Source organism: Mahella australiensis 50-1 BON (assembly GCF_000213255.1).
Classification (GTDB): Bacteria; Bacillota; Clostridia; order Mahellales; family Mahellaceae; genus Mahella; species Mahella australiensis.
Genome location: NC_015520.1, coordinates 2,479,620 through 2,502,209, shown reverse-complemented (window position 1 = coordinate 2,502,209; position 22,590 = coordinate 2,479,620). Strand labels below are relative to the sequence as shown.

General features: G+C 44.5%; 16 protein-coding genes. 13 read left to right on the top strand and 3 right to left on the bottom strand.

The window, feature by feature from the left end; translation table 11 throughout:
• Positions 1 to 18: 18 nt before the first annotated feature.
• Entirely contained in the window at positions 19 to 1,218 is a 1,200-nt protein-coding gene (locus MAHAU_RS11690; RefSeq protein ID WP_013781936.1) for an FprA family A-type flavoprotein, read from the top strand.
• A gap of 12 nt (positions 1,219 to 1,230) precedes the next feature.
• The gene (murJ, locus tag MAHAU_RS11685; protein ID WP_013781935.1) at positions 1,231 to 2,826 is read left to right on the top strand and encodes a murein biosynthesis integral membrane protein MurJ; all 1,596 of its coding nucleotides are present in this window, start codon (positions 1,231 to 1,233) and stop codon (positions 2,824 to 2,826) included.
• 23 nt (positions 2,827 to 2,849) lie between these two features.
• Here the strand turns inward: murJ and MAHAU_RS11680 are convergent, their stop codons facing one another.
• The gene (locus MAHAU_RS11680) at positions 2,850 to 6,320 is read right to left on the bottom strand and encodes a glycoside hydrolase family 130 protein (RefSeq protein WP_013781934.1); all 3,471 of its coding nucleotides are present in this window, start codon (positions 6,318 to 6,320) and stop codon (positions 2,850 to 2,852) included.
• A gap of 182 nt (positions 6,321 to 6,502) precedes the next feature.
• Between MAHAU_RS11680 and MAHAU_RS11675 the strand changes: the two genes are divergently transcribed.
• From MAHAU_RS11675 to MAHAU_RS11665, 3 genes are read left to right on the top strand one after another with little or no spacing between them, the layout of a single operon-like run.
• Positions 6,503 to 7,669 carry a glycosyltransferase family 4 protein gene (locus tag MAHAU_RS11675; protein ID WP_013781933.1) on the top strand — a complete coding sequence of 389 codons (1,167 nt, stop codon included), beginning with the start codon at positions 6,503 to 6,505 and terminating at the stop codon, positions 7,667 to 7,669.
• A gap of 3 nt (positions 7,670 to 7,672) precedes the next feature.
• Positions 7,673 to 8,761 (top strand): hypothetical protein, encoded by a 1,089-nt coding sequence (locus MAHAU_RS11670; RefSeq protein ID WP_013781932.1) that lies wholly within the window; start codon positions 7,673 to 7,675, stop codon positions 8,759 to 8,761.
• 43 nt (positions 8,762 to 8,804) lie between these two features.
• Positions 8,805 to 9,884, top strand: coding sequence for a mannose-1-phosphate guanylyltransferase (locus MAHAU_RS11665; RefSeq protein WP_013781931.1), 1,080 nt, complete (start codon positions 8,805 to 8,807; stop codon positions 9,882 to 9,884).
• A gap of 55 nt (positions 9,885 to 9,939) precedes the next feature.
• Here the strand turns inward: MAHAU_RS11665 and glpK are convergent, their stop codons facing one another.
• A complete protein-coding gene (gene glpK, locus MAHAU_RS11660) occupies positions 9,940 to 11,427 on the bottom strand; it encodes a glycerol kinase GlpK (protein ID WP_013781930.1) in 1,488 nt (495 codons plus the stop codon).
• A 156-nt stretch (positions 11,428 to 11,583) separates the two neighbouring features.
• On the opposite strand from glpK, the gene MAHAU_RS11655 reads away from it, so the two are divergent.
• A complete protein-coding gene (locus MAHAU_RS11655; RefSeq protein ID WP_013781929.1) occupies positions 11,584 to 12,684 on the top strand; it encodes a DUF362 domain-containing protein in 1,101 nt (366 codons plus the stop codon).
• 94 nt (positions 12,685 to 12,778) lie between these two features.
• The gene (ftsH, locus tag MAHAU_RS11650) at positions 12,779 to 14,566 is read left to right on the top strand and encodes an ATP-dependent zinc metalloprotease FtsH (RefSeq protein WP_013781928.1); all 1,788 of its coding nucleotides are present in this window, start codon (positions 12,779 to 12,781) and stop codon (positions 14,564 to 14,566) included.
• A 39-nt stretch (positions 14,567 to 14,605) separates the two neighbouring features.
• On the opposite strand, the gene adhE is transcribed toward ftsH, so the two are convergent.
• Positions 14,606 to 17,209, bottom strand: a complete 2,604-nt coding sequence (gene adhE / locus MAHAU_RS11645; RefSeq protein ID WP_013781927.1) for a bifunctional acetaldehyde-CoA/alcohol dehydrogenase — start codon at positions 17,207 to 17,209, stop codon at positions 14,606 to 14,608.
• A 314-nt stretch (positions 17,210 to 17,523) separates the two neighbouring features.
• On the opposite strand from adhE, the gene MAHAU_RS11640 reads away from it, so the two are divergent.
• From MAHAU_RS11640 to MAHAU_RS11615, 6 genes are all read left to right on the top strand, one after another.
• Positions 17,524 to 19,005: an L-fucose/L-arabinose isomerase family protein gene (locus MAHAU_RS11640; RefSeq protein WP_013781926.1), complete on the top strand. Its 1,482-nt coding sequence runs from the start codon at positions 17,524 to 17,526 to the stop codon at positions 19,003 to 19,005.
• A 22-nt stretch (positions 19,006 to 19,027) separates the two neighbouring features.
• On the top strand, positions 19,028 to 19,549 hold the full coding sequence (locus tag MAHAU_RS11635) for a ferritin-like domain-containing protein (RefSeq protein ID WP_013781925.1): 522 nt from the start codon (positions 19,028 to 19,030) through the stop codon (positions 19,547 to 19,549).
• A gap of 92 nt (positions 19,550 to 19,641) precedes the next feature.
• The gene (locus MAHAU_RS11630) at positions 19,642 to 20,370 is read left to right on the top strand and encodes an ABC transporter ATP-binding protein (protein ID WP_013781924.1); all 729 of its coding nucleotides are present in this window, start codon (positions 19,642 to 19,644) and stop codon (positions 20,368 to 20,370) included.
• Complete coding sequence (locus tag MAHAU_RS11625) at positions 20,361 to 21,608, top strand: SufB/SufD family protein (protein ID WP_013781923.1); 1,248 nt, start codon at positions 20,361 to 20,363, stop codon at positions 21,606 to 21,608. Before MAHAU_RS11630 ends, MAHAU_RS11625 begins: the two co-directional genes overlap by 10 nt.
• A 262-nt stretch (positions 21,609 to 21,870) precedes the next feature.
• Complete coding sequence (locus MAHAU_RS11620; protein WP_013781922.1) at positions 21,871 to 22,188, top strand: nucleotidyltransferase domain-containing protein; 318 nt, start codon at positions 21,871 to 21,873, stop codon at positions 22,186 to 22,188.
• A complete protein-coding gene (locus tag MAHAU_RS11615; protein ID WP_013781921.1) occupies positions 22,178 to 22,576 on the top strand; it encodes a HEPN domain-containing protein in 399 nt (132 codons plus the stop codon). The genes MAHAU_RS11620 and MAHAU_RS11615 overlap by 11 nt, the downstream gene beginning before the upstream one ends.
• The last annotated feature ends 14 nt before the right edge of the window (positions 22,577 to 22,590 follow it).

Here is a 22,590-nt window from a genome sequence, read left to right as displayed (position 1 = left end):
AAAAGGAGATGTATATTCATGGACATAATTAAAGTAAAAGATTCTATTTACTGGGCAGGCGTTAAAGACCCGGATTTGAGAATATTCGATATCGTTATGAAGACCCGATGGGGTACCACATATAATTCTTATATAATAGAGGATGATAAGACCGCTCTTATAGAAACGGTGAAATATCGCTTTGAACAGGCATATATTGAGTTACTGGAGCAAAGAATAGATTTGTCTAAGCTGGATTATATAGTGTTGGATCATACTGAACCCGATCATTCCGGAGCACTGGGCGATTTATTGGAAAAGGCCCAAAATGCCATTGTGGTATGTTCGAGAGCGGCATACCAATTCTTAAAAGAGATAGTTAATCACGATTTTCCTCATATGATCGTGAGTACAGGTGACGAGATAAATCTAGGCCATCATACGCTAAGGTTTATATCGGTGCCAAATCTGCATTGGCCTGATTCCATATTCACATATGTGCCCGAGGAAAGCGTATTATTCTCCGGCGATGTTTTCGGTTTCCATTACTGCAGCGATGCTATATTCAACGATGAGATAAAGGATGATTTCCTGCCGGCGTTTGAATATTACTATAATGTTATAATGAGCCCATTTAAAAAATATGTGCTGGAAGCTGTGGATAAGATAAAGGATTTGAAAATAGATATTATATGCCCCAGCCATGGGCCGGTATTGAGGAAGGATCCGTGGAGCTATGTGGATATGTACCGCCGCTGGAGCCAACCTGCCCAACGCCCAAACAATGACAAGCGCATACTCATAGCATATGTATCGGCTTATGGGAATACTGCTGCTTTGGCTCAGGCTATAGCCAAAGGCATAAATGAAAGTCCAGGGTTTGATGTTAGGCTGGAGGAAATAAAAGAGGATAATGTAGCCGATGTGGCAAGAGCTATAGAAGAGGCTGATGGTGTATTGATAGGTTCACCCACCATAAACCGCGATAGCGTGGAATATGTTTGGGAAGTATTAGGCCGTGTATCTGCAATAACCAACCGCAATAAACCGGCAGCAGCTTTCGGTTCGTACGGCTGGAGCGGAGAAGCTCCCGGCCTTATAGAGGACAGGCTTAAAGGCTTGGGATTTTCTATTGTGGAGCCGTCGTTTAAAGCGAGGTTAGTGCCATCCGACCAGGAAATAAGCGATGCCGTCGAATTCGGCAAGGCTTATGCATCGGCCTTTACTTGCCCTGTATAATAGAGAGAATAGATGACTGATAAAAATATGAGTTCCGCCGGTAGGGCTGCTAGAGCCGCCGCTATGATAATGATCTTCACGCTTATAAGCAAATTGCTCGGATTCGGCAGGGAGATGGCCATAGCGGCGCGCTTTGGCGCTACCATGCAAACCGATGCATATAAGATGGGGCAGACCATACCGATGGTGCTGTTGTCCAGCGTGGCAGCTGCTCTTGGCACTACCTTTATACCAGTGCTTACCGAATATATACATAAAAAAAGTCCACAGGAAACCAATCGCTATGTGAGCAACATATTCAATGTGGTTATACTGATATGCTTGGCTTTGACAGGAGTAGGTATCGTATTTGCACCGACATTGGTAAGGATAGTGGCCCCCGGCTTTAGCGGCGAGGTGTTTGACCTTACGGTAACGCTCAGCCGCATAATGTTTCCTCTGGTTATATTCAACGCCCTTGCGGCGCTTGCTACCGGTTATTTGCAGGCGCATCAGCAGTTTGCTGTGCCTGCTATGGTAGGTATACCTTTCAATATCGTCATAATAGGACAACTCATGTTTTTCAGCGGCTGGGGCATATACGGATTGGCAGTAGCCACCGTGCTTGCAGTAGTGGCGCAGTTGTTTATCCAGTGGCCTACGGTGTTTAAATCAGGTTATAAATATAGCTTGGTATTGGACTTCAAGGATCCGGGCTTGCAGAAGGTATTGGCTTTAGTCCTACCTGTATTACTGGGTACTATGGCAGGTCAGATAAATACGTTAGTGGATCGCATGCTGGCATCTGGTCTGGCTGAAGGCAGCGTATCGGCTCTTGATTTCGGCAATCGCGTCAACGGCATTGTGTTAGGCATATTTGTATCGGCTATAACGACTGTATTGTATCCGACGCTATCTAGCCTGTCGGCACGTCGCAATGTCGAACGTTTCAAGAGAACGCTCAATATAGGCATACGCGTTATAATAATGCTAACGTTGCCCATGATGACTGGTCTGATAATATTGCGCTACCCCATCATACAGATGTTGTTTGAACGCGGTGCTTTCGATGCTAAAGCTACTAATATGACGGCGACGGCGTTGCTCTTTTATTCCATAGGTCTCGTTGCTCTGAGCATAAGGGATCTTACCAGTCGGGCTTTCTATGCTATGCAGGATACGCGCACGCCTACTATAAACGGAATGATATCGGTGGCTATAAATGTAGGCTTAAACCTTATATTGGTGCGTTTTATGGGGTTGGGAGGCCTTGCGCTGGCCACATCCATAGCTGCTATCGTAACATCAGTACGCCTTATAATGCAGATGAGGAAAAAAATCGGAGGGGTGGACGGTAGGAGTATAGCCGTAAGCTTTGTGAAGCTGGGCATGGCATCGGCTGTCATGGGATTGTCTGTTTATTATATAGATAATATGCTGGCCGGCATAATAACGGGGAGCAGCTTTACTGCGCAGGCAATGCGCATTGGTACAGATATAATAAGCGGTGCATTGATATATGCTATTATGGCTGTTTTGCTTAAGGTTGAAGAACTGAGGATGGGATGGAATATGATAAAGCAACGCATAAAGCGTGGAGGCGCCGGCTCGGACATAGGGACGACATAATAGAAATCGGCGTTTAGGGCAGGTCAAGCCTGCCCTATCAGATCGCCTACGCGCCCGGTAGCGGCGCATAATACAGTATCAGCGGCCCCATAATATACGATTATTTCATCATTTTCGTCTAGCACATCTTTTTGTGCCATTGGTACCGCACCGCAAGTGAATACCACATTGGGTACCCAGCTTTTACCTTTTTCGCCCACCTCATATTCGGTTTCGGGTGACAATACGGGATTAGGGGAGCGATACAATATTCGGCCAGGGTCGTCGAGATCCACCAACATTGTTCCCAACCGATAAACCAGATGGCTGTCGATGCCGTGGTATATCATCAGCCACCCATATTTTGTTTTTATAGGCTGGCTGCCAGCGCCTACTTTACGTGCATCCCACATAAGACCCGAGCGGGGCCCCATTATTATGCGATGATCCTCGCGCGGCCACGGGCATTCAAGCGATGGCGTATATGATATCCATATACTCGGCTCGGTTCGGTGATATATAGGATATCGGCCATTTATTTTTTCTGGCACTATTACGGCGTCTTTGTCCGGGAAAGAGGGAAAAGCCATGCCATGGCGCTGCCATTTATCGAAATGTCTTCCTATGAAGTCGTCGATGCTTATAGAGGCTACTGCTATCTGCGCTATAATACCGTCAAACGCTGTATAGGTCATATATATGCGCTCGCCCACTATAACGAGGCGCGGGTCCTCGCACCCGCGGTGTTCCTCTGCCAGCATCGGCGTGAATACAGGTTCAGCTAACCTCTCTATCACATTAAAGCCGTCCGTTACAGCCAGACCTAGCCGCGATATGCCATCTTTACCCACGGCGCGGTATAAAATATAGACGCGATTATCCATACGCAATGCGGCAGCATTTAGCGTATAACGGGATTCCCACCAGCTCTCGGCTATCGGAGCTATTATGGGATTGCCTTCGTATCGGCGCAGTGGTTTGGCCGCCGATGACGCTCTTATAGTAGGGGATACAATACCATCTTCTATATTGTCCATATAGAACAATTGCTGGGCTAAATCATCATAAGCCTTACCTTGCTGCATCAGATCTATGGCCTCTTGCAGTATGATCGATGTATCCATACCGAGGGCTAAACATATCCTTTCAAGCAACTTGCGCGCGAAAGCGTTTCTCTCGACATGAATGGACATAGGCGATGGAATGCCTTTCCCACCCTTAAAACTATAGCTGGCCCAGCTCCATGCCGAGCACGGCATAAATATACCGTCAGGCATAGTAATGCCTAGCCGATAGCCGGCGGCCATGTGCCTTAATATCCCGGCTTGTGTTGTGTCGGCCATATTGCCGGCTATGGAGCTTATGGCATCGGCTACAGCTTCCTGATGCCAGTCCTCCATTATATTGTAGGCAGAGAACATTTCCTTGCCCCAATGGCCGCTTATGGAATTTACCACTTTAATTCCAAAGCCATGGCGTTGAGCCAAGAACTCAGACCATATAACAGATAAATGTTCGGCTTCGGTTATATGCTTGGATATGCGTGTAAAATACCTGAGGCGGGGCAAACGGCCGCCTATACCCTTGGGCAAAGGATGCACCATGATCCGTCCGGTCAGTTTGTCCAAAGCGGTATATTTCAAAGAGGCAAAATCCTCTGCTCTTACAGCTATAAGCCTTAAATCGCTCCATTGCATATATTCGGGATGACCGTTTTGCTTAAACCAGCTTATCAATTGAGCCTGCAAGTCATCTTCGGTCAATAGGGCTAGAGCCAGAGCATCATCGATGTCCATCATATCTAATAGCTCGGATAGGCTGGAACAGCCATTTAACAACATGAGGTTCGCTGGTGGAAAGGTTTCCAGTATCATTTGCGCTACCTCGGGCTTTAATGCAAGGACTTTACCGTGTGGGCAAATGGAAGATATGCCGTTGAGATACTGTTGCATTCCCGATATATCATCCAATGCGCCTGGCAGTAGATCCGAAAGCAGCGCCTCGACAGAATCCATAAATTGGGATATAGCTTGGCCTACTTGTTCGGAATTGGCCTGCTGCGATACGCCCAGGCCGTCGTATACCCATTTGTTGAATTCATCTACATAGCATTGGAGCAAATCGTTGTATATGCTTATTGTATTGACGCTATGGCCTGGTCGATCGCTTACCTCGTGAGGGAGTAGTATAGGCACATGTGGTATGAATTCCATGTAACCTATCTTTGGCAGCAGTGGCAAAGCGCGGCTCTGCATATCCTCCCACCCTCTTAGAAAGTCTTCTCTATATACTATGAAAGAATCGATATGTTGTTGCATGATTCCATCTGTTGTTCCCTGGGTGGCAGGTGTCAAATGATAGGTTAAAACCGATATATATCCTTTGTAAAGAGCCAAAAATGCCGAGATTATATCATCCGTCGATATATCTCCCGGATAACAATACGATATCAGCATGTGATAGGTTAAGCGAGTCCACAATTCTTCATCCCATTCAAAGTCGGCATCTTGCTCTGGTTGGGAAAAGCGCTCCAGCTGATCGAGTACTTTTTCCGGCAGTATATCGGATAAAAGATTGTAAAACTGTTGAAAATCCGATTTAAATGCTGACATCATGTCTGTTGGCTTTGACTGGATATTGCTTTGGATTTCACCTCTATACGTACCGTATGTATCAGGCCATTTTAAGAAGGGTTGGCGCTTGCTCCAAAAAGGTTCATCCTGTTTTATGCGCTCGAAAAGGGACTTCACTATATCGTGAAATACTATATCGCTTTTGCTGGTTGAATGTTGATGAGGCTTGGGCCCCAATATTATGCGGCATATATTTTGTTGCATGCTTATTTCCAGGCATGCCATAAATACATCTATACCATAACCGCCCACGCTGGCTTCCCAATGGCGGTTCATTTGTTCCGCAGCCTCTTCGACTACGTCAGATGTAATAGCCCATATACCGCTGATCGGGTCGTCCAACCTATACCCATAAATAGAGGCTAATAATGGGCTTACTATGCAGTGAGCTATCGGGTTTTCCAGAAAATGATTTTCAAACATAGCCAGCGATACGCTGTACGGCCCATTATATATAGGTTCCAGCATTTTATGTATCCATTGTTGGTCCATGCCGTATGGTTGATGTTGGTCGATACATATTATATCAGCTTCTAGCATCAATACGTCGGAGTGGAGATTTCGTGCTATTTCAAGTATAGCTCTTATGCTCCAGCCTTTGCCGTTGGCGCCATTTGGCATAAGGAACGCTGTTATAGGGATATTGTTGCTGTCCATGCCGTTTATTGCATCTATAACGCATTGGCCGGCCGGATCACCGGCGCATATTATGGCTGCCTTTATGTTACGAGGAAATGATTTGATACCTTTTATTACATTATCTATGATGGGTATGATGAGGTCGCGTTCGTTATAAAATGGGATGCCAATTATGAGATCGATAGGCTCTTTGGCTTTAAGCTTCTCTATCGGGTCAGTTATAGTACTATAGAAAACGTCCATATCCTAAACCTCCTAAAAGTAAATACGATATTTTGTTAAAATTATGTAAATTATATGCATAATTATTGACATAAGTAATTATATAGTATATAATTACTTATGTAAACATGAATTGCTCATTATTTTATCATACCGTTTGCTAACCGATAAAATATAAAACTACAGAAGGGGTGGTGTTTGTTATGCACGAATTGGCTTTTATAAGTACTTTTCCGCCGCGCAAATGTGGCATAGCAACGTTCACAGCAGATGTGGTAAAATACATAGAAAAGGCTGGTCAATGGAAATGCCGGGTGGTCGCTATAGATGATGGCATAGAGCATTATGCCTATGGCGATCAGGTATGGTTTCGCATAAATCAGTTTAATAAAAGGGATTATATAAAAGCTGCACGGCACATAAACAACAGCAGCATAGATGCCGTTATGATAGAACATGAATATGGTATATTCGGTGGTAGCGATGGGCAATATATACTGGAACTTACAAGATTGCTGAATAAGCCCTTTGCGTTAACGTGCCATACTGTGTTGAGCAGCCCTACTACATCTCAACGCAGTATATTAAAACATTTGTGCCGTCAGGCAGCAGCAGTCGTTGTTATGACCGAACGAGCCGGCAATATTTTGAGCAGCGTTTATGATGTGGATAGTGAAAAAATAAAGGTTATACCCCACGGTATACCGGTTTTTAGAACCGTTATGGCTGAAGATATAAAGAAAAAATATAAGGTAGGCGGCAGAAGGGTTGTATCTACGTTCGGCCTGGTGGGACCTGGCAAAGGTTTGGAATATGCCATACGGGCCATGCATATAGTGGCTAACAGGTTCCCGGACGCTGTTTATCTTGTAATGGGCCAGACCCATCCCGTGCTTAAGAGAAAATCAGGGGAGACCTATAGGGAGAGCCTTATAGAGTTGGTTCAAAATCTAAGCTTGAATAAACATGTGCGTTTTGTAAACCATTTTTTGAGTTTGCGTGAATTGAGCGATTATCTTGCCGCTACAGATGTATATATTACGCCGTATCCCGGCAAAGAGCAGGCGGTCAGCGGTACGTTATCCTATGCTCTTGGGGCAGGCAAGGCTATTGTTTCAACGCCGTATGCCTACGCCGTCGACCTTTTGGCTGATAACAGAGGGATATTGGTGCCATTTAACGATGTTCGAGCCATGGCCAATGCTATATGTAAACTTTTGGCCGATGACGCATTGCGCCATAGGCTGGAGCGCAGAGCAATGATATATGGAGAGCATATGCAGTGGCCAACTGTGGGGAGAAACTATAGCGAGTTAATGTCTTATATAGCATCTTTCGATAATATAAATATATTAGATAAGGAGGCCTAGCTTATGGTGGATACTATTAAATTGGATCACGTTTACCGCATGACCGATGATACGGGTATGTTGCAGCATAGCCGTTATTCTATACCGGACAGAAACCATGGTTACTCTACCGATGATAACAGCCGTGCGCTTATCATGGCGCTGGCATTGGCGGACATTACCGCACTGAGCGATCCTATAATATCGCATTCTCAAATGGCATTGGCCGAGACTTATCTTGGATTTATGCAGCATGCTCAGCGTGCTGACGGCTGGTGGCGCAATTTTATGGATTATTCGCGCCGCTTCATAGACGACAATGTATCTCAGGATTGTTACGGGCGATGCATGTTGGCTTGCAGCTATGCTACAGGCCGGTCTATATTCGGCATAAGCGATATTGCGTTTGATATGTTTCAGAAAGGTTTAGAGCGTATAGATGATGTAAAGTCGCCTAGAGCCATGGCTTATACAGCATTGGCGATAGTGAGATATGCACATTATTCCGGCTGGGATGAGCATCTAAAAGCCCATGCTTTACGATTAGCCCGCGCTTTGTGCCGTTTATATAATGTACACGATCGCGGTGGGTGGCATTGGTTTGAGGACTATATAACATACTGTAACGGCATATTGCCTCATGCCCTGATAGCGGTAGGCGATGCATTGAATGATAAAGAGATCCTAAGGGTTGGCATTGACAGCTTGATGTTTTTGATAGACAGCCTTACTTCTGAAGGCTATCTTGATATAGTAGGAAATAACGGTTGGTGGCTTAAAGGCGGTCAAAGGGCTTTATACGATCAGCAATGCGTAGATGCAGTATCCATGCTTTGGGCATGTGTAGAGGCCTATGATACCACAGATCAAGAACTGTTCCGTGATACTGCAAAGCTATGCTGGGATTGGTTTTGGGGGCATAATCGCTCTGGTATGACTTTATATGATCCCGAAACCGGTGGATGCTATGATGGGCTTATGCGCTTGGGCATAAATAAAAATCAAGGCGCGGAATCGCTCATATCGTTCCTTTTATCTTACGTGGGAGCGATGCATCTAGAATTAGAGCAATTGCCAAAAGTTACTATTTCTAATGGATATATAATAAGGTAGATAAAGATATAATAAATAATAAAGAATTGGAGGTGTATATGTGATGCTTACTGCTGTTATAATGGCTGGAGGTAAAGGCGAAAGGTTTTGGCCCAAAAGCAGGATTAAGCTACCCAAGCAGCTATTGAAGCTCACCGGCGAGGATACCATGATACAGTCCACTGTAAAGCGCATAAGCCGTATAGTGGATTATGATAACATATATATAGTTACCAACCCGGATTATGCCTCCATAATAAGTAATCAGCTGCCTGAAGTACCGACCGGCAACATACTAGTAGAACCTATGTCTAGAAATACTGCGGCATGTATAGGCTTGGCAGCGTTACATATAGAAAAACGCTGCGGGGAAGATGCTGTTATGATGGTCCTTCCGTCGGATCATATGATAAGGGACGAAGACGAATATATAAGGGTATTGGAGAAAGCTGCACAAGTGGCTCAGCACAATACCAATATAGTTACTATAGGTATAAAGCCGGATCATCCTGAAACTGGTTATGGCTATATAAAAATGGGCCAGAGGATTACAGCCCGCGGTATGGAACCGGTACATGAGGTAGAAGCATTTGTAGAAAAACCGGATAAAGAAACCGCTGAGAAGTATCTTGAAACAGGTCAATACCTGTGGAACAGCGGTATGTTTCTTTGGAAGGTATCTACCATCATGAAAAATATAAAGATCCATATGCCTAAGTTATACAAAGCCTTGAGCGTTATACGTCAGGCTATAGATTCCGATGATGCAGAGAGTATATTGTATAAGGAATATGAAAAGTTAGACAGTATATCTATAGACTATGGTATAATGGAAAAAGCCGATTCAGTATATGTTATACCGGCAGACTTCGGGTGGGACGATGTCGGCAGTTGGACGGCTTTGGAACGCATTGAAGAGCCCGATGAAAATGGCAACATCATCAAAGGCAATATACTCAGCGTGGATACGAAAAAGTGCATTATACAGGGTGGCAACAATAAGCTGCTGGCGCTTTTGGGTTTGGAGGACCTCATAGTGGTAGATACAGACGATGTTACACTCATATGTCCAAAAGACAGAGCGCAGGATATAAAGAAACTCCTTCAGGAAATACGCGAAAGACAATTGACCGATTATCTATGATACGATTAAATCCTCCATATTATGCGAGATAAAGCATGAGTATGGAGGATTTATGTTACCTAGCCCACGATAATGCCCTTTTTACCGCTTCATGCCAGCGTTGGCTTAATTGAAAGCGTTGCTCATCGCTCATTTGCGGTTTAAATACTTTGCTGGGTATCCATACCGCATTTAGCGCGTCTTTGTTCCAGTACCCCACTTCTAAGCCAGCTAAATATGCCGCTCCCAGCGCGGTGGTTTCCACAATAGGCGGTCTTTCTACTTCTATGCCGAGTATATCGGCTTGAAATTGCATAAGAAAATCATTTGCGCAAGCACCGCCATCGACGCGCAGGTTTTTAAATGGCAGCGTGGCATCGCGCTGCATGGTATCCAATATATCCATGGTCTGATAGGCTATGCTTTCCAGGGTGGCCCGCACGATATGTTGGCGCTGTGTGCCGCGGCTGATGCCTATTATTAAACCTCGAGCATACATATCCCAGTAAGGTGCGCCTAAGCCGGTAAAAGCCGGCACTACGTATACCCCGCCGTTGTCAGCTACAGCCTCGGCATATTGCTGGCTCTGAGCGGCATTATCTATTATCTTTAGGCCGTCGCGCAACCACTGAACAGACGCCCCGGCCGAGAATACGCTGCCCTCCAGCGCATACTCCACTTTGCCGTCTATCCCCCATGCTATTGTGGTTAACAGATTGTTAGACGAATAAATAGGTTTATCGCCTGTATTCATCAGTATAAAGCAACCGGTACCGTATGTATTCTTTATCATACCAGGTTGCAGGCATAACTGCCCGAATAAGGCGGCCTGCTGATCGCCGGCTATGCCGGCTATGGGTATAGAAGCACCCAGGATCGAAGGATCCGTGTAGCCAAATGTGCACGACGAAGGCTTGACCTCGGGCAATATGGCTTGTGGTATGTCCAGCATATTCAATATATCTTCGTCCCAACATAACTCGTTTATATTATACAGCATGGTACGACTGGCATTCGAATAATCGGTGGCATGCGCTTTACCGCCAGTCAGATTCCATAAAAGCCATGTATCTATAGTGCCGGCTAGTATATTCCCATTTGCTGCCGCTTCTTTTACGCCAGGTATGTTATCCATTATCCATCTTATTTTAGTGGCGGAGAAATACGCATCGATAACCAAACCGGTCTTTTTATGTACGACTTCAGTTATGCCGCTTTGTTTCAGATCATCGCATAAAGGCGCTGTACGCCTGCATTGCCATACTATGGCGTTATATACAGGTTTTCCTGTATGCTTATCCCATAATACTACCGTTTCACGTTGATCGGCTATACCTATGGCTGCTATCTGTGCCGGTGAAAGGTCCAGATCGCGTATCAACTCCTTTAGCGCATTCAGTTGAGCGTTCCATATTTCCATAGCATCGTGTTCCACCCATCCCGATTGAGGATAGATTTGCCTGAACTGACGGCTGCGCATGGCTACAGTGCAACCCTCACGATTGAAAGCCACAGCCCGGCAACTTGTAGTCCCTTCATCCAATGCGATTATATATTGTTCCATTAAACATTTCCCCCTTTATAAGCTGCGAGTAATATGTCATATAGATTATATTACGGCAAAGTTTTTTTGGCAAAGCGATCTTTCAAGAGGTATGCTCGGACATACTTGGATAATCAATAGGTATGTGCTAATATAGATATGAGGATGGTGAGTATATTGAACAATAACGACATATATGTTATATATGGCGATAAAGGCAAGGAAATGGTAAAACAGCTTCTAAGCGCTATAAAAATAGAGGAAGAAATAGATAAAACCGATCTCATAGGTTTGAAGCCCAATCTGGTAGTGGCCAAAAAGCCAGAATCGGGTGCTACCACGTCTACCGATATGATAATAGGTATAATAGAATACCTCAAAGAACGTGGATATAATAAGCTCATAATACTGGAAGGTTCATGGGTAGGCGATAGCACGCAAGAGGCTTTTAAGGTGTGCGGCTATGATAAAATATCTCAAAAATATAATGTGCCGCTCTTTGATACAAAAAGGGATCATTACCGGCCTTATGACGCTGATGGTATGTCAATAAATGTATGTGATAAAGCGATGGAGGTAGACTATCTGATAAATCTGCCGGTATTGAAAGGGCATTGTCAAACCAGCATAACATGTGCTTTGAAGAATATGAAAGGCTGTATACCCGATAAAGAAAAAAGAAGATTTCATACGATGGGGTTGCATAAGCCGATAGCATATTTGAATAAAATCATAAGGCCGTCGATAACCATAGTCGACGGGCTCATAGGTGATCTTGATTTTGAAGAGGGTGGAAATCCTGTAGAAATGAACAGAATAATAGCTGGTAAGGACCCTGTGCTCGTAGATGCGTATGCGGCTGAGCTTATGGGATATGACCCTCATGATATTGGTTATATTAAAATAGCTGAAAGCATAGGCGTGGGAAACGCTGATCTTTCTAAAGCCAATATAGCAGAACTTAATTCTAATACAGCCGGGGTGCGGCGTTTTACCGATGCGGGCAATAAAGCGCGTTATCTGGCTAAATGGGTTGAAGAAAAAGATGCCTGCTCGGCTTGTTACGGTAGTTTGATACATGCATTGGCTCGTTTGGATGAGCAAGGGCTTTTAAAACGCTTGGATCAAAAGGTTTGCATAGGGCAGGGTTTTAAGGGCCAAAGCGTGGATGGCATAGGCGTAGGTACATGCGCTCGCGGATGCGGCCAGTGGGTCAAAGGATGCCCTCCCAAGGCCAAAGATATATTGGATTTTCTAAAGAAGTGCATCACCGATTGAATATTTTTCCATACATTGAACCAAACGTATTCTCGTGTTATAATAGCATTATGACGTTTATGTAAACAGATAGATGCGCTTTGGAGTTAAAGGGGTGAAACGAGTGAGGTATATAAAGAACAAAAGGGTGCTGGCTATATTATTGGTGATAGTTATAGCGGCAGCGGCTATTGCGTTGTTTTATAACTACAATAGCAGACCGCAACCGCGCGAGATGACATATGGCCAATTTCTTGACAGCGCTAAAGCGGGTAAAGTCGATAAGATATACTTGTCTAACGATGCTAGGATATCGGGGAACCTAAAGGATGGTACGCCGTTTATTACCGATAATCCTAGAACAGAGGGCTTTAAAGAGCAGATGCTGCTCTATAATGTAAAAGTAGAAGAGAAACAGGCTACAGCATGGGGAAATATTATAATGTTTGGTATGCTGGGAGGCCTGCTGATAGCTGCTTTTTTTGCTATAAGAGGGCCGCAGGCTCAAGCGCAGAACGGTTTAAATACGGTATCTCCGGTAAAACCTAAAGATGAGGATATTAGTGTCGTAAAGTTCGATAGCGTGGCCGGCAATCAAGAAGCAAAAGAAAGCCTGGCTGAGCTGGTTGATTTTATAAAAGAGCCGGAGAAATATGCTAAATACGGTGCCAGAATACCGCGCGGTGTTATACTGTATGGGCCGCCGGGTACCGGCAAAACATTGTTGGCCAGGGCGCTGGCAGGTGAAGCCGGAGTGCCGTTTTACGCCGTATCAGGTTCGGATTTTGTGCAGATGTACGTAGGCGTGGGTGCCGCACGCATACGCAGTCTGTTTAAAAAAGCACGTGAACAGGGTAAATGCGTTATATTCATCGACGAGATAGATGCTCTGGGTAAGAAGCGCAATGGTGGTAGGATGGACGGCGGCAGCGACGAAAGGGATCAGACATTGAATGCGCTGCTGGCCGAGATGTCCGGCTTTAACGAAAATCAAGGCATAGTGATTATGGCTGCTACCAATCGTTTGGATGTATTGGACGAAGCACTTTTGCGGCCTGGCCGTTTTGACAGGCAAATAGAGGTAGGGTTACCGGATGTAAATGGCAGGCATAAAATATTGAAACTTCATAGCGGCAATAAGCCTATAGCTCCAGAAGTAGATTTATGGAAAGTGGCGCAGCAAACGGTGTACTTCAGTGGGGCGCAGCTTGAGAGCATGCTCAATGAAGCAGCTATTATAGCAGCCAAGCGCGACGCGGAAAGTATAGAAATGTCCGATATAGACAAGGCCTTTTATACCGTCATAGCAGGTGCTGAAAAAACTGATCGCAGCGCTATATCGGAGATCGATAGGAAAATCACCGCTTATCATGAGGCCGGCCATGCGCTTGTAACCAAACTTATAGCGCCGGAGAACCGTGTATCGAAGGTAACCATAATACCGAGCACTAGAGGGGCAGGCGGCTTCAGTATGAATATACCGCCCGACAGGATGTATCAGCGCAAAGCGGATATGGAGAATCAGATACGCATAGCAATGGCTGGAAGGGCGGCAGAAGAGCTGGTATTCGGAGAAGATAACATAACCACAGGTGCCAGCAACGATATAGAACAAGCTACAAATATAGTGTTGGCACTGGTTAAACGCTTTGGTATGAGCGCCAAAGGCGGCCTGTTGAATTATGATGTGTTATATAACAATTCGCTGCAAAGTATAGGCGCTGAGCTGGTGGACGAATGCAAGAGGCTTATGGATGGCTTCTATAAAGATGTATGCAACTTGCTTGGGGAGCATAGATTTACTTTGGATCATCTTGCTCATGCGCTTTTGCAGAAGGAAACGCTTGGTGAAGAAGAAATAGATGCTATTGTTAAAGGAAAGGCGACGGCGTTAAGTTGCTAGAGGCTAACAAAAAGCCGGGGATTAATCCCCGGCTTTTTGTTAGCCATTGTATGCTTTCATATATATATCTACGAGGTCTCTTATAAGGGGAAGCTTCGGATTGGCTGTCGTGCACTGATCTTCAAAGGCTTTTTCAGCCAATTCATTGACTTTGGCTTCGAACTCTTCGCGGCTGACCCCGCATTGCGCTATGGTATGCGGCATATTTAGAGCCGTCATCAAATCGCGTATAGCTTTTATGAGGCTATTTACGCCTTCTTGTACAGTGGAAGCAGGCAGTCCAAGCATCCTGGATATTTCGGCATATCTTTTATCGGCCACGAACTTGCCGTATTTGGGGAAAGATGCTAGCTTTTCGGGCTCTTTGGCATTGTATTCTATTACATATGGCAGCAACACGGCATTAGCACGACCGTGGGGTATATGAAACTCGCCGCCCAGCTTGTGGGCAAGGCTGTGGTTTATGCCGAGAAATGCGTTGGTGAAAGCCATGCCTGCCATGCAAGAAGCATTATGCATTTTCTCTCTTGCTTCGCTGTCATTACCGTTTTTATATGCCCGCGGCAGGTATTCAAAAACCAGTTGTATAGCCTTTATTGCAAGGGCATCTGTATAATCTGATGCCATTACCGATACATATGCTTCTATAGCGTGGGTTAATACGTCCATACCGGTATCTGCAGTAATAGTAGGCGGTACTGTCATTACTAGGTCCGGATCTATTATAGCTACATCCGGCGTTAATTCATAATCTGCCAGAGGATACTTCACGCCTTTCTCTTTATCGGTTATAACGGCAAAAGAGGTTACTTCAGAGCCGGTGCCCGATGTGGTCGGTATGGCGACTAACTTTGCTTTATTACCTAGTCGTGGGAACTTGTATACGCGCTTTCTTATGTCCATAAACTTCAATTTGAGGTTGGCGAAATCTACTTCTGGATGCTCATAGTACAGCCACATGCCCTTTGCGGCATCTATAGCTGATCCTCCGCCTAGGGCTATGATGACGTCAGGCTGGAAGCTATTCATTAGTTCTACGCCGCGCATTATGGTATCTACTGACGGGTCTGGTTCCACATCAGCGAATATCTCGCTGTGCACATATGGAGAATGCTTCCTGAGGTAATACAATATGCGGTCTGTATAGCCAAGCTTTACCATTGCAGCATCGGTTACGATGAACGCCCTGGATATGTCGGGCATTTTCTCTAGATAGCCTATGGCTCCCGGTTCGAAGTATATTTTTTCCGGCACTTTAAACCATTGCATATTGTACCGGCGTGCAGCCACGCGCTTTACATTTATAAGGTTTACCGAAGATACATTATCGCTGGTCGAATTGCCTCCATAAGTGCCACAGCCAAGGGTTAATGACGGAACCAGGCTATTATATATATCACCTATGGCACCATGGCTGGAAGGGGCGTTTACTACTATGCGACTGACTTTCAAAGCCTTTGAGAACTCTTTTATGACTTCTTTATCTTTCGAATGTATGGCAGCCGAATGCCCTATACCGCCATACGAAATCAACTGTTTTGCCATTTCTATAGCTTCTTTATAATCTTTTGCTATATATAAAGCTAATATAGGGCTGAGTTTTTCCCCTGATAACGGGTATTGACTACCAATGCCGTCTAGTGGCGCTATTAATATTCTTGTACTTTCTGGTACTTTAAGGCCGGCCATCTTAGCTATTGTTACAGCGGACTGTCCTACTATCGCTGGATTTACACCGCCTTTTTCTTTATTCATAGCGACGGCAGTCAATAGCTCTACCTCGTTTTTATTCAATACATAGCAATTGTGGGATTTCAAAAATTCTATGGCTTTATCAGCAATGGCTTTATGAAATATGACCGATTGCTCTGAAGCGCATATCATGCCATTATCGAATGTTTTGGACAGCATGAGGTCGGTCAGCGCTGTTTCAAGTTCAGCGCTCTGATCTATATAGCACGGTACGTTACCTGGTCCGACGCCTAAAGCCGGTTTGCCCGCGCTGTATGCGGCTTTAACCATATTACTGCCGCCGGTGGCCAGTATAAGCGATATGCCGGGATGATTTATTAGTGCGGCAGTGGCTTCTAAAGATGGCTCCTCTATCCATTGTATGCAGTATTTCGGTGCCCCTGCTTCTATAGCGGCTTTTAACAGTACCTGGGCTGCCATACTGCTGGATTTTTGAGCAGATGGATGAAAAGCGAATATTATGGGATTACGTGTTTTTACCGCTATGAGCGATTTGAATATGGTCGTAGAAGTTGGATTGGTCACCGGTGTGATACCAGCTATTATACCCACTGGCTCGGCTATCTCTATATAGCCCTCCAACTTATTTTCATTTATAACCCCCACCGTTTTTTGATACTTTATATCATGATAAATGTATTCCGCAGCAAACATATTTTTAGTTATCTTATCTTCATATACGCCACGCTTGGTTTCTTCCACAGCGGCTTTGGCCAGCGCCATATGATTATCCATAGCTGCTACGGCCATGGCTTTCACTATAGTGTCTATTTGTTCCTGATCCATTTGCATATAAGCTTCTGCTGCAGTAGACGCTCGGTTTACCAATTTATTTATCATAGCGTCTATACTAACCGGCTGAGCAGCATGATTTCTTTCTTCTGGTTTCATAATTTTACCTCCTAATCGTTAATAAATTAACACATATATAGTCCAATAAGCCGATTTTTCGAACGAAAATCCCGGTATTATGCTTGTTCGGCCCACAACTTTGTTATTTATTTAACAATTATATTATACATCTGGCGTTCCATCTTGTCAATATATTTGGCATGAAATTTGCTTGATTTTTTCTTCCACAAGCCGCGGATTTATTATATAGATGCGGATTTATTATATAGATAAGGAAAACTATCTATGTACTATGTAATATATATGTGATATAATATAAAATGTAAAAATGCTTTGAGGGGGTATACATTGAGATGAATAATGTACCTGATGTAAAACTGGGTATCGTAGCTGTAAGCAGAGATTGCTTCCCTATAGAACTCAGTCAAAGGAGAAGGAGTGCTGTGGTACAGTCATGTACTGCCAAAGGCATAGATGTAGTGGAGATAAATGCTACTGTAGAGAATGAGACTGATGTGCTTAAAGCGCTGGATGAGATAAAAGCGGCCAACGTAAATGCGTTGGTAGTATATCTTGGTAATTTCGGCCCGGAAGGCCCTGAAACCATGCTGGCACAAAAATTCAACGGACCTGTTATGTTTGCGGCTGCTGCCGAAGAAACCGAAAATGATCTGATAGGCGGCAGAGGAGATGCTTATTGTGGCATGCTCAACGCGTCTTATAGCATAGGTCTGCGCAACCTTAATCCTTACATACCGGAGTATCCGGTCGGTACAGCCGGTGAAGTGGCCGACATGATGGCTGATTTTGTGGATATAGCGCGGGTCGTGATAGGGGTATCAAATCTTAAAATATTCGGTTTTGGTCCAAGGCCTTATGACTTTCTAGCATGCAATGCGCCTATAAAGCCGCTTTATGACCTGGGCGTGGAAGTGATGGAGAATTCTGAGCTCGATCTTTTTGAATCATTTAATAAACATGCCGATGATCCCAGGATACCTGATGTAGTAAAGGATATGCAGCAAGAGCTTGGTAGCGGCAATAATTATCCCGGTATTTTGCCAAAACTAGCACAATATGAGCTGACGCTGAAGGATTGGATGGATAACCATATGGGAGCGTCGAAATATGCTGCATTTGCCAATAAGTGCTGGCCGGCTTTCCAGACGCAGTTCGGTTTTGTGCCGTGTTATGTAAATTCCAGACTTACAGGTCAGGGCATACCCGTAGCATGCGAGACCGATATATATGGTGCTTTGAGCGAGTATGTTATAACCTGTGCCACGCAGATGCCGCCAACGCTGCTGGATATAAATAATACCGTGCCCAAAGACATGTATGAGCATAATAAGAGTAAGTTCGAGGGCTATAAACCCACGGATTTGTTCATGGGCTTCCATTGCGGCAATACCAACAAAGGGTGTATGGTAAACGCATCGATGAGGTATCAGCTTATAATGCACCGAACGCTGGAGCCGGATAAGGAGCCAGATATCACGCGCGGTACATTGGAGGGTACAATAAGGCCTGGAGAAATCACGCTGTTCAGGCTGCAAGGCACGGCCGATTGCCAGCTTAGGAGTTATATCGCCCAAGGAGAGGTTATAGATGTGGATCCCAAATCATTTGGCGGCATAGGTGTATTTGCTGTGAGGGAAATGGGGCGCTTTTACAGGCATGTATTGATAACCAAGCGCTATCCGCATCATGCCGGTATAGCCTTTAAACATGCGGGCAAAGTATTGTTTGCGGCTATGAAGATGCTGGGCGTCGATGATATAGGGTTAAATCAACCATCCACTGTACTATATGAGGATGAGAACCCTTTCAAGTAAAACTTTAAGGAGATGATTACAAATGGATAAGATGCAAAGGATATTGAGCTTTGCTATACGTTTGGAAAAACAAGGCCAAAATTTTTATTCATATTATAAAGATCAAGTGGCCAATCCGAGTACCAAAAAAATATTCGAACAATTGGCGGAGATGGAGGACGGCCACCATCAAATGCTTCAGGATAAATACGATGAGATATATGGTTCTTCCGAACTCAAAGTTATATCATGGGTGGTTGATACCAGCAAATATATAAAGCATCCGTCGATATTCGGCAATCAGGCTCAGCAGTTGCCCGAGGTGGAGGGTGATGACGATATGTCCGATCTTGCCGTAATACGTATGGCGTATTCGATAGAGAGCGACTTTGTGGAATTTTACGCAGCAGCAGAGAAAGAGGTAGACGATGAAGGGGCCAAAAAGCTTCTCAATACGCTGAAGCAATGGGAAGAGGGCCACAAGCAGTTCTTCCATGATCGTTATCAGCAGATGATGAGAAGAAATTGGTCTGATATGAACGCTTTCTTCTTCCCAGAAGTTTAACGGATAAAATGAGTCGATAAAGGCATCTTATCGGATTATTTTTACGATAGATGCCTTTTAAGATATTCGTATCTTTATAAAGGATGATAAAAATGTTAAAAATAGAGAATTTACATGTATCGGTAGATGGGAAACCTATATTAAAAGGCATAGATCTTCAAGTCGATGAGGGCGAGACGCATATATTGCTCGGTCCCAACGGCGGTGGGAAAACCACCCTTTTAATGAGTATACTGGGCATGCCGAGATATGAAGTGACCCAAGGTCGGATAATTTTTAATGATCGCGACATAACGCATATGACTCTCGACGAGAGAGCCAGACTCGGCATAGGCATGATGTTTCAAAAGCCTCCGGCTGTGCGTGGCGTGAAGCTGGCTCAAATCGCTGATATAGCAGCGCATGCGAGGGGCAATAATGTAGCCGTTGCTGCTGTGGCGGAGAGATTGAACCTTGAAGAGCATATGGACCGCGATTTAAACTACGGCTTTTCAGGAGGCGAGTTGAAACGCTCCGAACTGTTACAGCTTATATGTCAGAATCCGGAACTTGTGTTGCTGGACGAGCCCGAGTCGGGCGTGGATATGGATAATATATCGCTTATAGGCAATATGATAAATGAACTGTTGCATAAGGATAAAATAAAAGGCCGCAAGGTATCTGGCATTATAGTGACGCATACGGGTTATATACTCGAGTATGTGAACGCCGATAAGGGCCATATACTTATGGATGGCAGAATAGTGTGCAGCGGAGGTGCCAGGGATATATTCGATGAGGTCCGCCTGCATGGCTTTGGGAGGTGTGAGCAATGTCAATAGAGCTGAAATACGAAGACGAATTGAAAGAAAGGGCTATAAAGGCGCTGGATAAGAAGGCGACTTATGGGGAAGATATAGACCTTTCGGTTTTTGAAGAGCCTGATGAGAGTGAGGCGGTGGACGAGCTATCCAAGCTCCCACGCGAGATCCAAGAGGCTGCCATAGCATCGGGCATAGATCCCACAGAGGCTAATCGTTCGGGCAGTTTTATGCAACTGGATCATACGGTCATATACAGGAATATACAAAAAGCCTATGGCGATAAGTTGGAGATAATGGACATAAACGATGCCATGGCAAAATACCCCGAGATTCGCGAAAAATATTGGTGGCGTGCCGCAAAAGTGGATCAGGACAAATATACGGCTTTTTCCGAACTGCACGACGTACACGGTTATTTTATACGCGTTTTTGCCGGACAAAAAGTCGACAAACCTATACAATCATGCCTTATGCTTCAAGAAAATGCCAGAGTACAGAATGTGCACAATGTCATCGTAGTGGAAGAGGGAGCCGATGCGCAGGTTATTACAGGGTGCTCTCTGGCGCCTAAAGTAGAAAATGGGCTGCACCTCGGTATATCGGAATTTTTTGTGGAAAAGAATGCCAAATTGACATTTACAATGATACACAACTGGGCTCCAGAGTTTCACGTACGCCCACGCTCGGCTGCTGTGGTAGACGACAACGGCGTCTTTATAAACAACTATGTTTTGCTAAAACCCGTGCGTTCGATACAATCCTTCCCATCGGCCAGGCTGGTGGGCAAAAACTCTGTGGCGGCCTTTAATTCCCTACTATATGGCCTGGAGGATTCAAACATAGATGTCGGCTCGCGCATAATACTGGAGGGCGAAGGTTCGTCGGGACAGGCCATATCCAGGGCCATCGTCAATGATAGCTCCAAGATATACGCGCGCGGCGCATTGGAATCCAAACAGGATGACAGCCGTGCTCATTTGGATTGCCGCGGCATATTGATGTCGCCGCATGGTATGATGTACGCAGTACCCGAACTTTTATCCGAGGCCCCGGGCAGTTACCTGTCGCATGAAGCGGCTATAGGCCCGATAGCGGAGGAAGAGGTGCAATACCTCATGTCGCGCGGCCTTACCAAGGATGAAGCCGTATCGCTGATAACCCGCGGCTTTATGGATGTCAAGATATTGGGGCTGCCGAAGATGCTGGAAGACTATATATCCCAAATGATAGAGGCCACTCAGAAAGAGAGCATGTGATCAACACCCCTTTCATTTTTGTAATAGCTGCACGCTTGCCCGTGCAGCTATTATTCTGATATCAACCAGCTTATTACGGCAGATAGGGTATGGAGGCAACCGCAGGTTGATGTGGATATTCGATTCATTTTGCCAGGCAGACCGAATAAGTGAATTTACTATTCTAAAGGCAATATAGTCGCTTAATTCGCTATACTGTTTTTTGTATTTCAGTTTTGGAAATGGTATAATTAAGAAGAAAAGAAAGGAGCGGATGTAAGATATGCTACAAGAAACGGATCGACTAACAATTGTTAGTAATATAGTTGAACAAATAGCGAAGGCGTATCAACCTCAAAAGATTATATTGTTTGGTTCATATGCTCGTGGCACTCAAAACCAGGATAGTGATATTGATTTGTTGGTTATTAAAGATACACAGGAAGATTTTATAGTAAGAATAAGAAACATCCGAAAAAGTCTATTATGTCCGTTACCGCTCGACATACTGGTTTATACAAATGATGAGATTGATAAGCTAAAAGATGAATGGTTTATAAACGATATATTAAAAGAAGGGATTGTGGTTTATGAGCAATAATGTTGGTCAATCTAAAGAATGGTTGGAATTTGCCAGAAAAGATCTTGCTACCGCGGAATTGCTCATAGCAAACGAAGGATTCCCTGAAATCATAGCTTTTCATTGCCAGCAAGCAATAGAGAAAGCATTCAAGGCATATCTCGCATATACAGGCCGACGGTTTCCAAAAACTCATGATATTCAGTATTTATGTCAGTTATGCAGTCAGAGCAATCCGGTTTTTGGGAACTATAATGATGATTGCAGCTTTGTAGGTGTGTTCTATATAGAAGCGCGCTATCCGATCGGAATACCTGTTAATGTTTCTGGAACCGATGCTGAACATGCACTTCAAATTGCTAAAACAATATATGCTTTAGTTAGCGGCTTGGTATCAAAATCTATATAGAAGGAGAGTCGAGA

What these genes read in the sequence shown, in the direction of transcription:
- MAHAU_RS11690 (WP_013781936.1), top strand. Translation starts at nt 19, where the DNA reads ATGGACATAATTAAAGTAAAAGATTCTATTTACTGGGCAGGCGTTAAA.
- murJ (WP_013781935.1), top strand. Translation starts at nt 1,231, where the DNA reads ATGACTGATAAAAATATGAGTTCCGCCGGTAGGGCTGCTAGAGCCGCC.
- MAHAU_RS11680 (WP_013781934.1), bottom strand. Translation starts at nt 6,320, where the DNA reads ATGGACGTTTTCTATAGTACTATAACTGACCCGATAGAGAAGCTTAAA.
- MAHAU_RS11675 (WP_013781933.1), top strand. Translation starts at nt 6,503, where the DNA reads ATGCACGAATTGGCTTTTATAAGTACTTTTCCGCCGCGCAAATGTGGC.
- MAHAU_RS11670 (WP_013781932.1), top strand. Translation starts at nt 7,673, where the DNA reads ATGGTGGATACTATTAAATTGGATCACGTTTACCGCATGACCGATGAT.
- MAHAU_RS11665 (WP_013781931.1), top strand. Translation starts at nt 8,805, where the DNA reads ATGCTTACTGCTGTTATAATGGCTGGAGGTAAAGGCGAAAGGTTTTGG.
- glpK (WP_013781930.1), bottom strand. Translation starts at nt 11,427, where the DNA reads ATGGAACAATATATAATCGCATTGGATGAAGGGACTACAAGTTGCCGG.
- adhE (WP_013781927.1), bottom strand. Translation starts at nt 17,209, where the DNA reads ATGAAACCAGAAGAAAGAAATCATGCTGCTCAGCCGGTTAGTATAGAC.
- MAHAU_RS11640 (WP_013781926.1), top strand. Translation starts at nt 17,524, where the DNA reads ATGAATAATGTACCTGATGTAAAACTGGGTATCGTAGCTGTAAGCAGA.
- MAHAU_RS11635 (WP_013781925.1), top strand. Translation starts at nt 19,028, where the DNA reads ATGGATAAGATGCAAAGGATATTGAGCTTTGCTATACGTTTGGAAAAA.
- MAHAU_RS11630 (WP_013781924.1), top strand. Translation starts at nt 19,642, where the DNA reads ATGTTAAAAATAGAGAATTTACATGTATCGGTAGATGGGAAACCTATA.
- MAHAU_RS11625 (WP_013781923.1), top strand. Translation starts at nt 20,361, where the DNA reads ATGTCAATAGAGCTGAAATACGAAGACGAATTGAAAGAAAGGGCTATA.
- MAHAU_RS11620 (WP_013781922.1), top strand. Translation starts at nt 21,871, where the DNA reads ATGCTACAAGAAACGGATCGACTAACAATTGTTAGTAATATAGTTGAA.
- MAHAU_RS11615 (WP_013781921.1), top strand. Translation starts at nt 22,178, where the DNA reads ATGAGCAATAATGTTGGTCAATCTAAAGAATGGTTGGAATTTGCCAGA.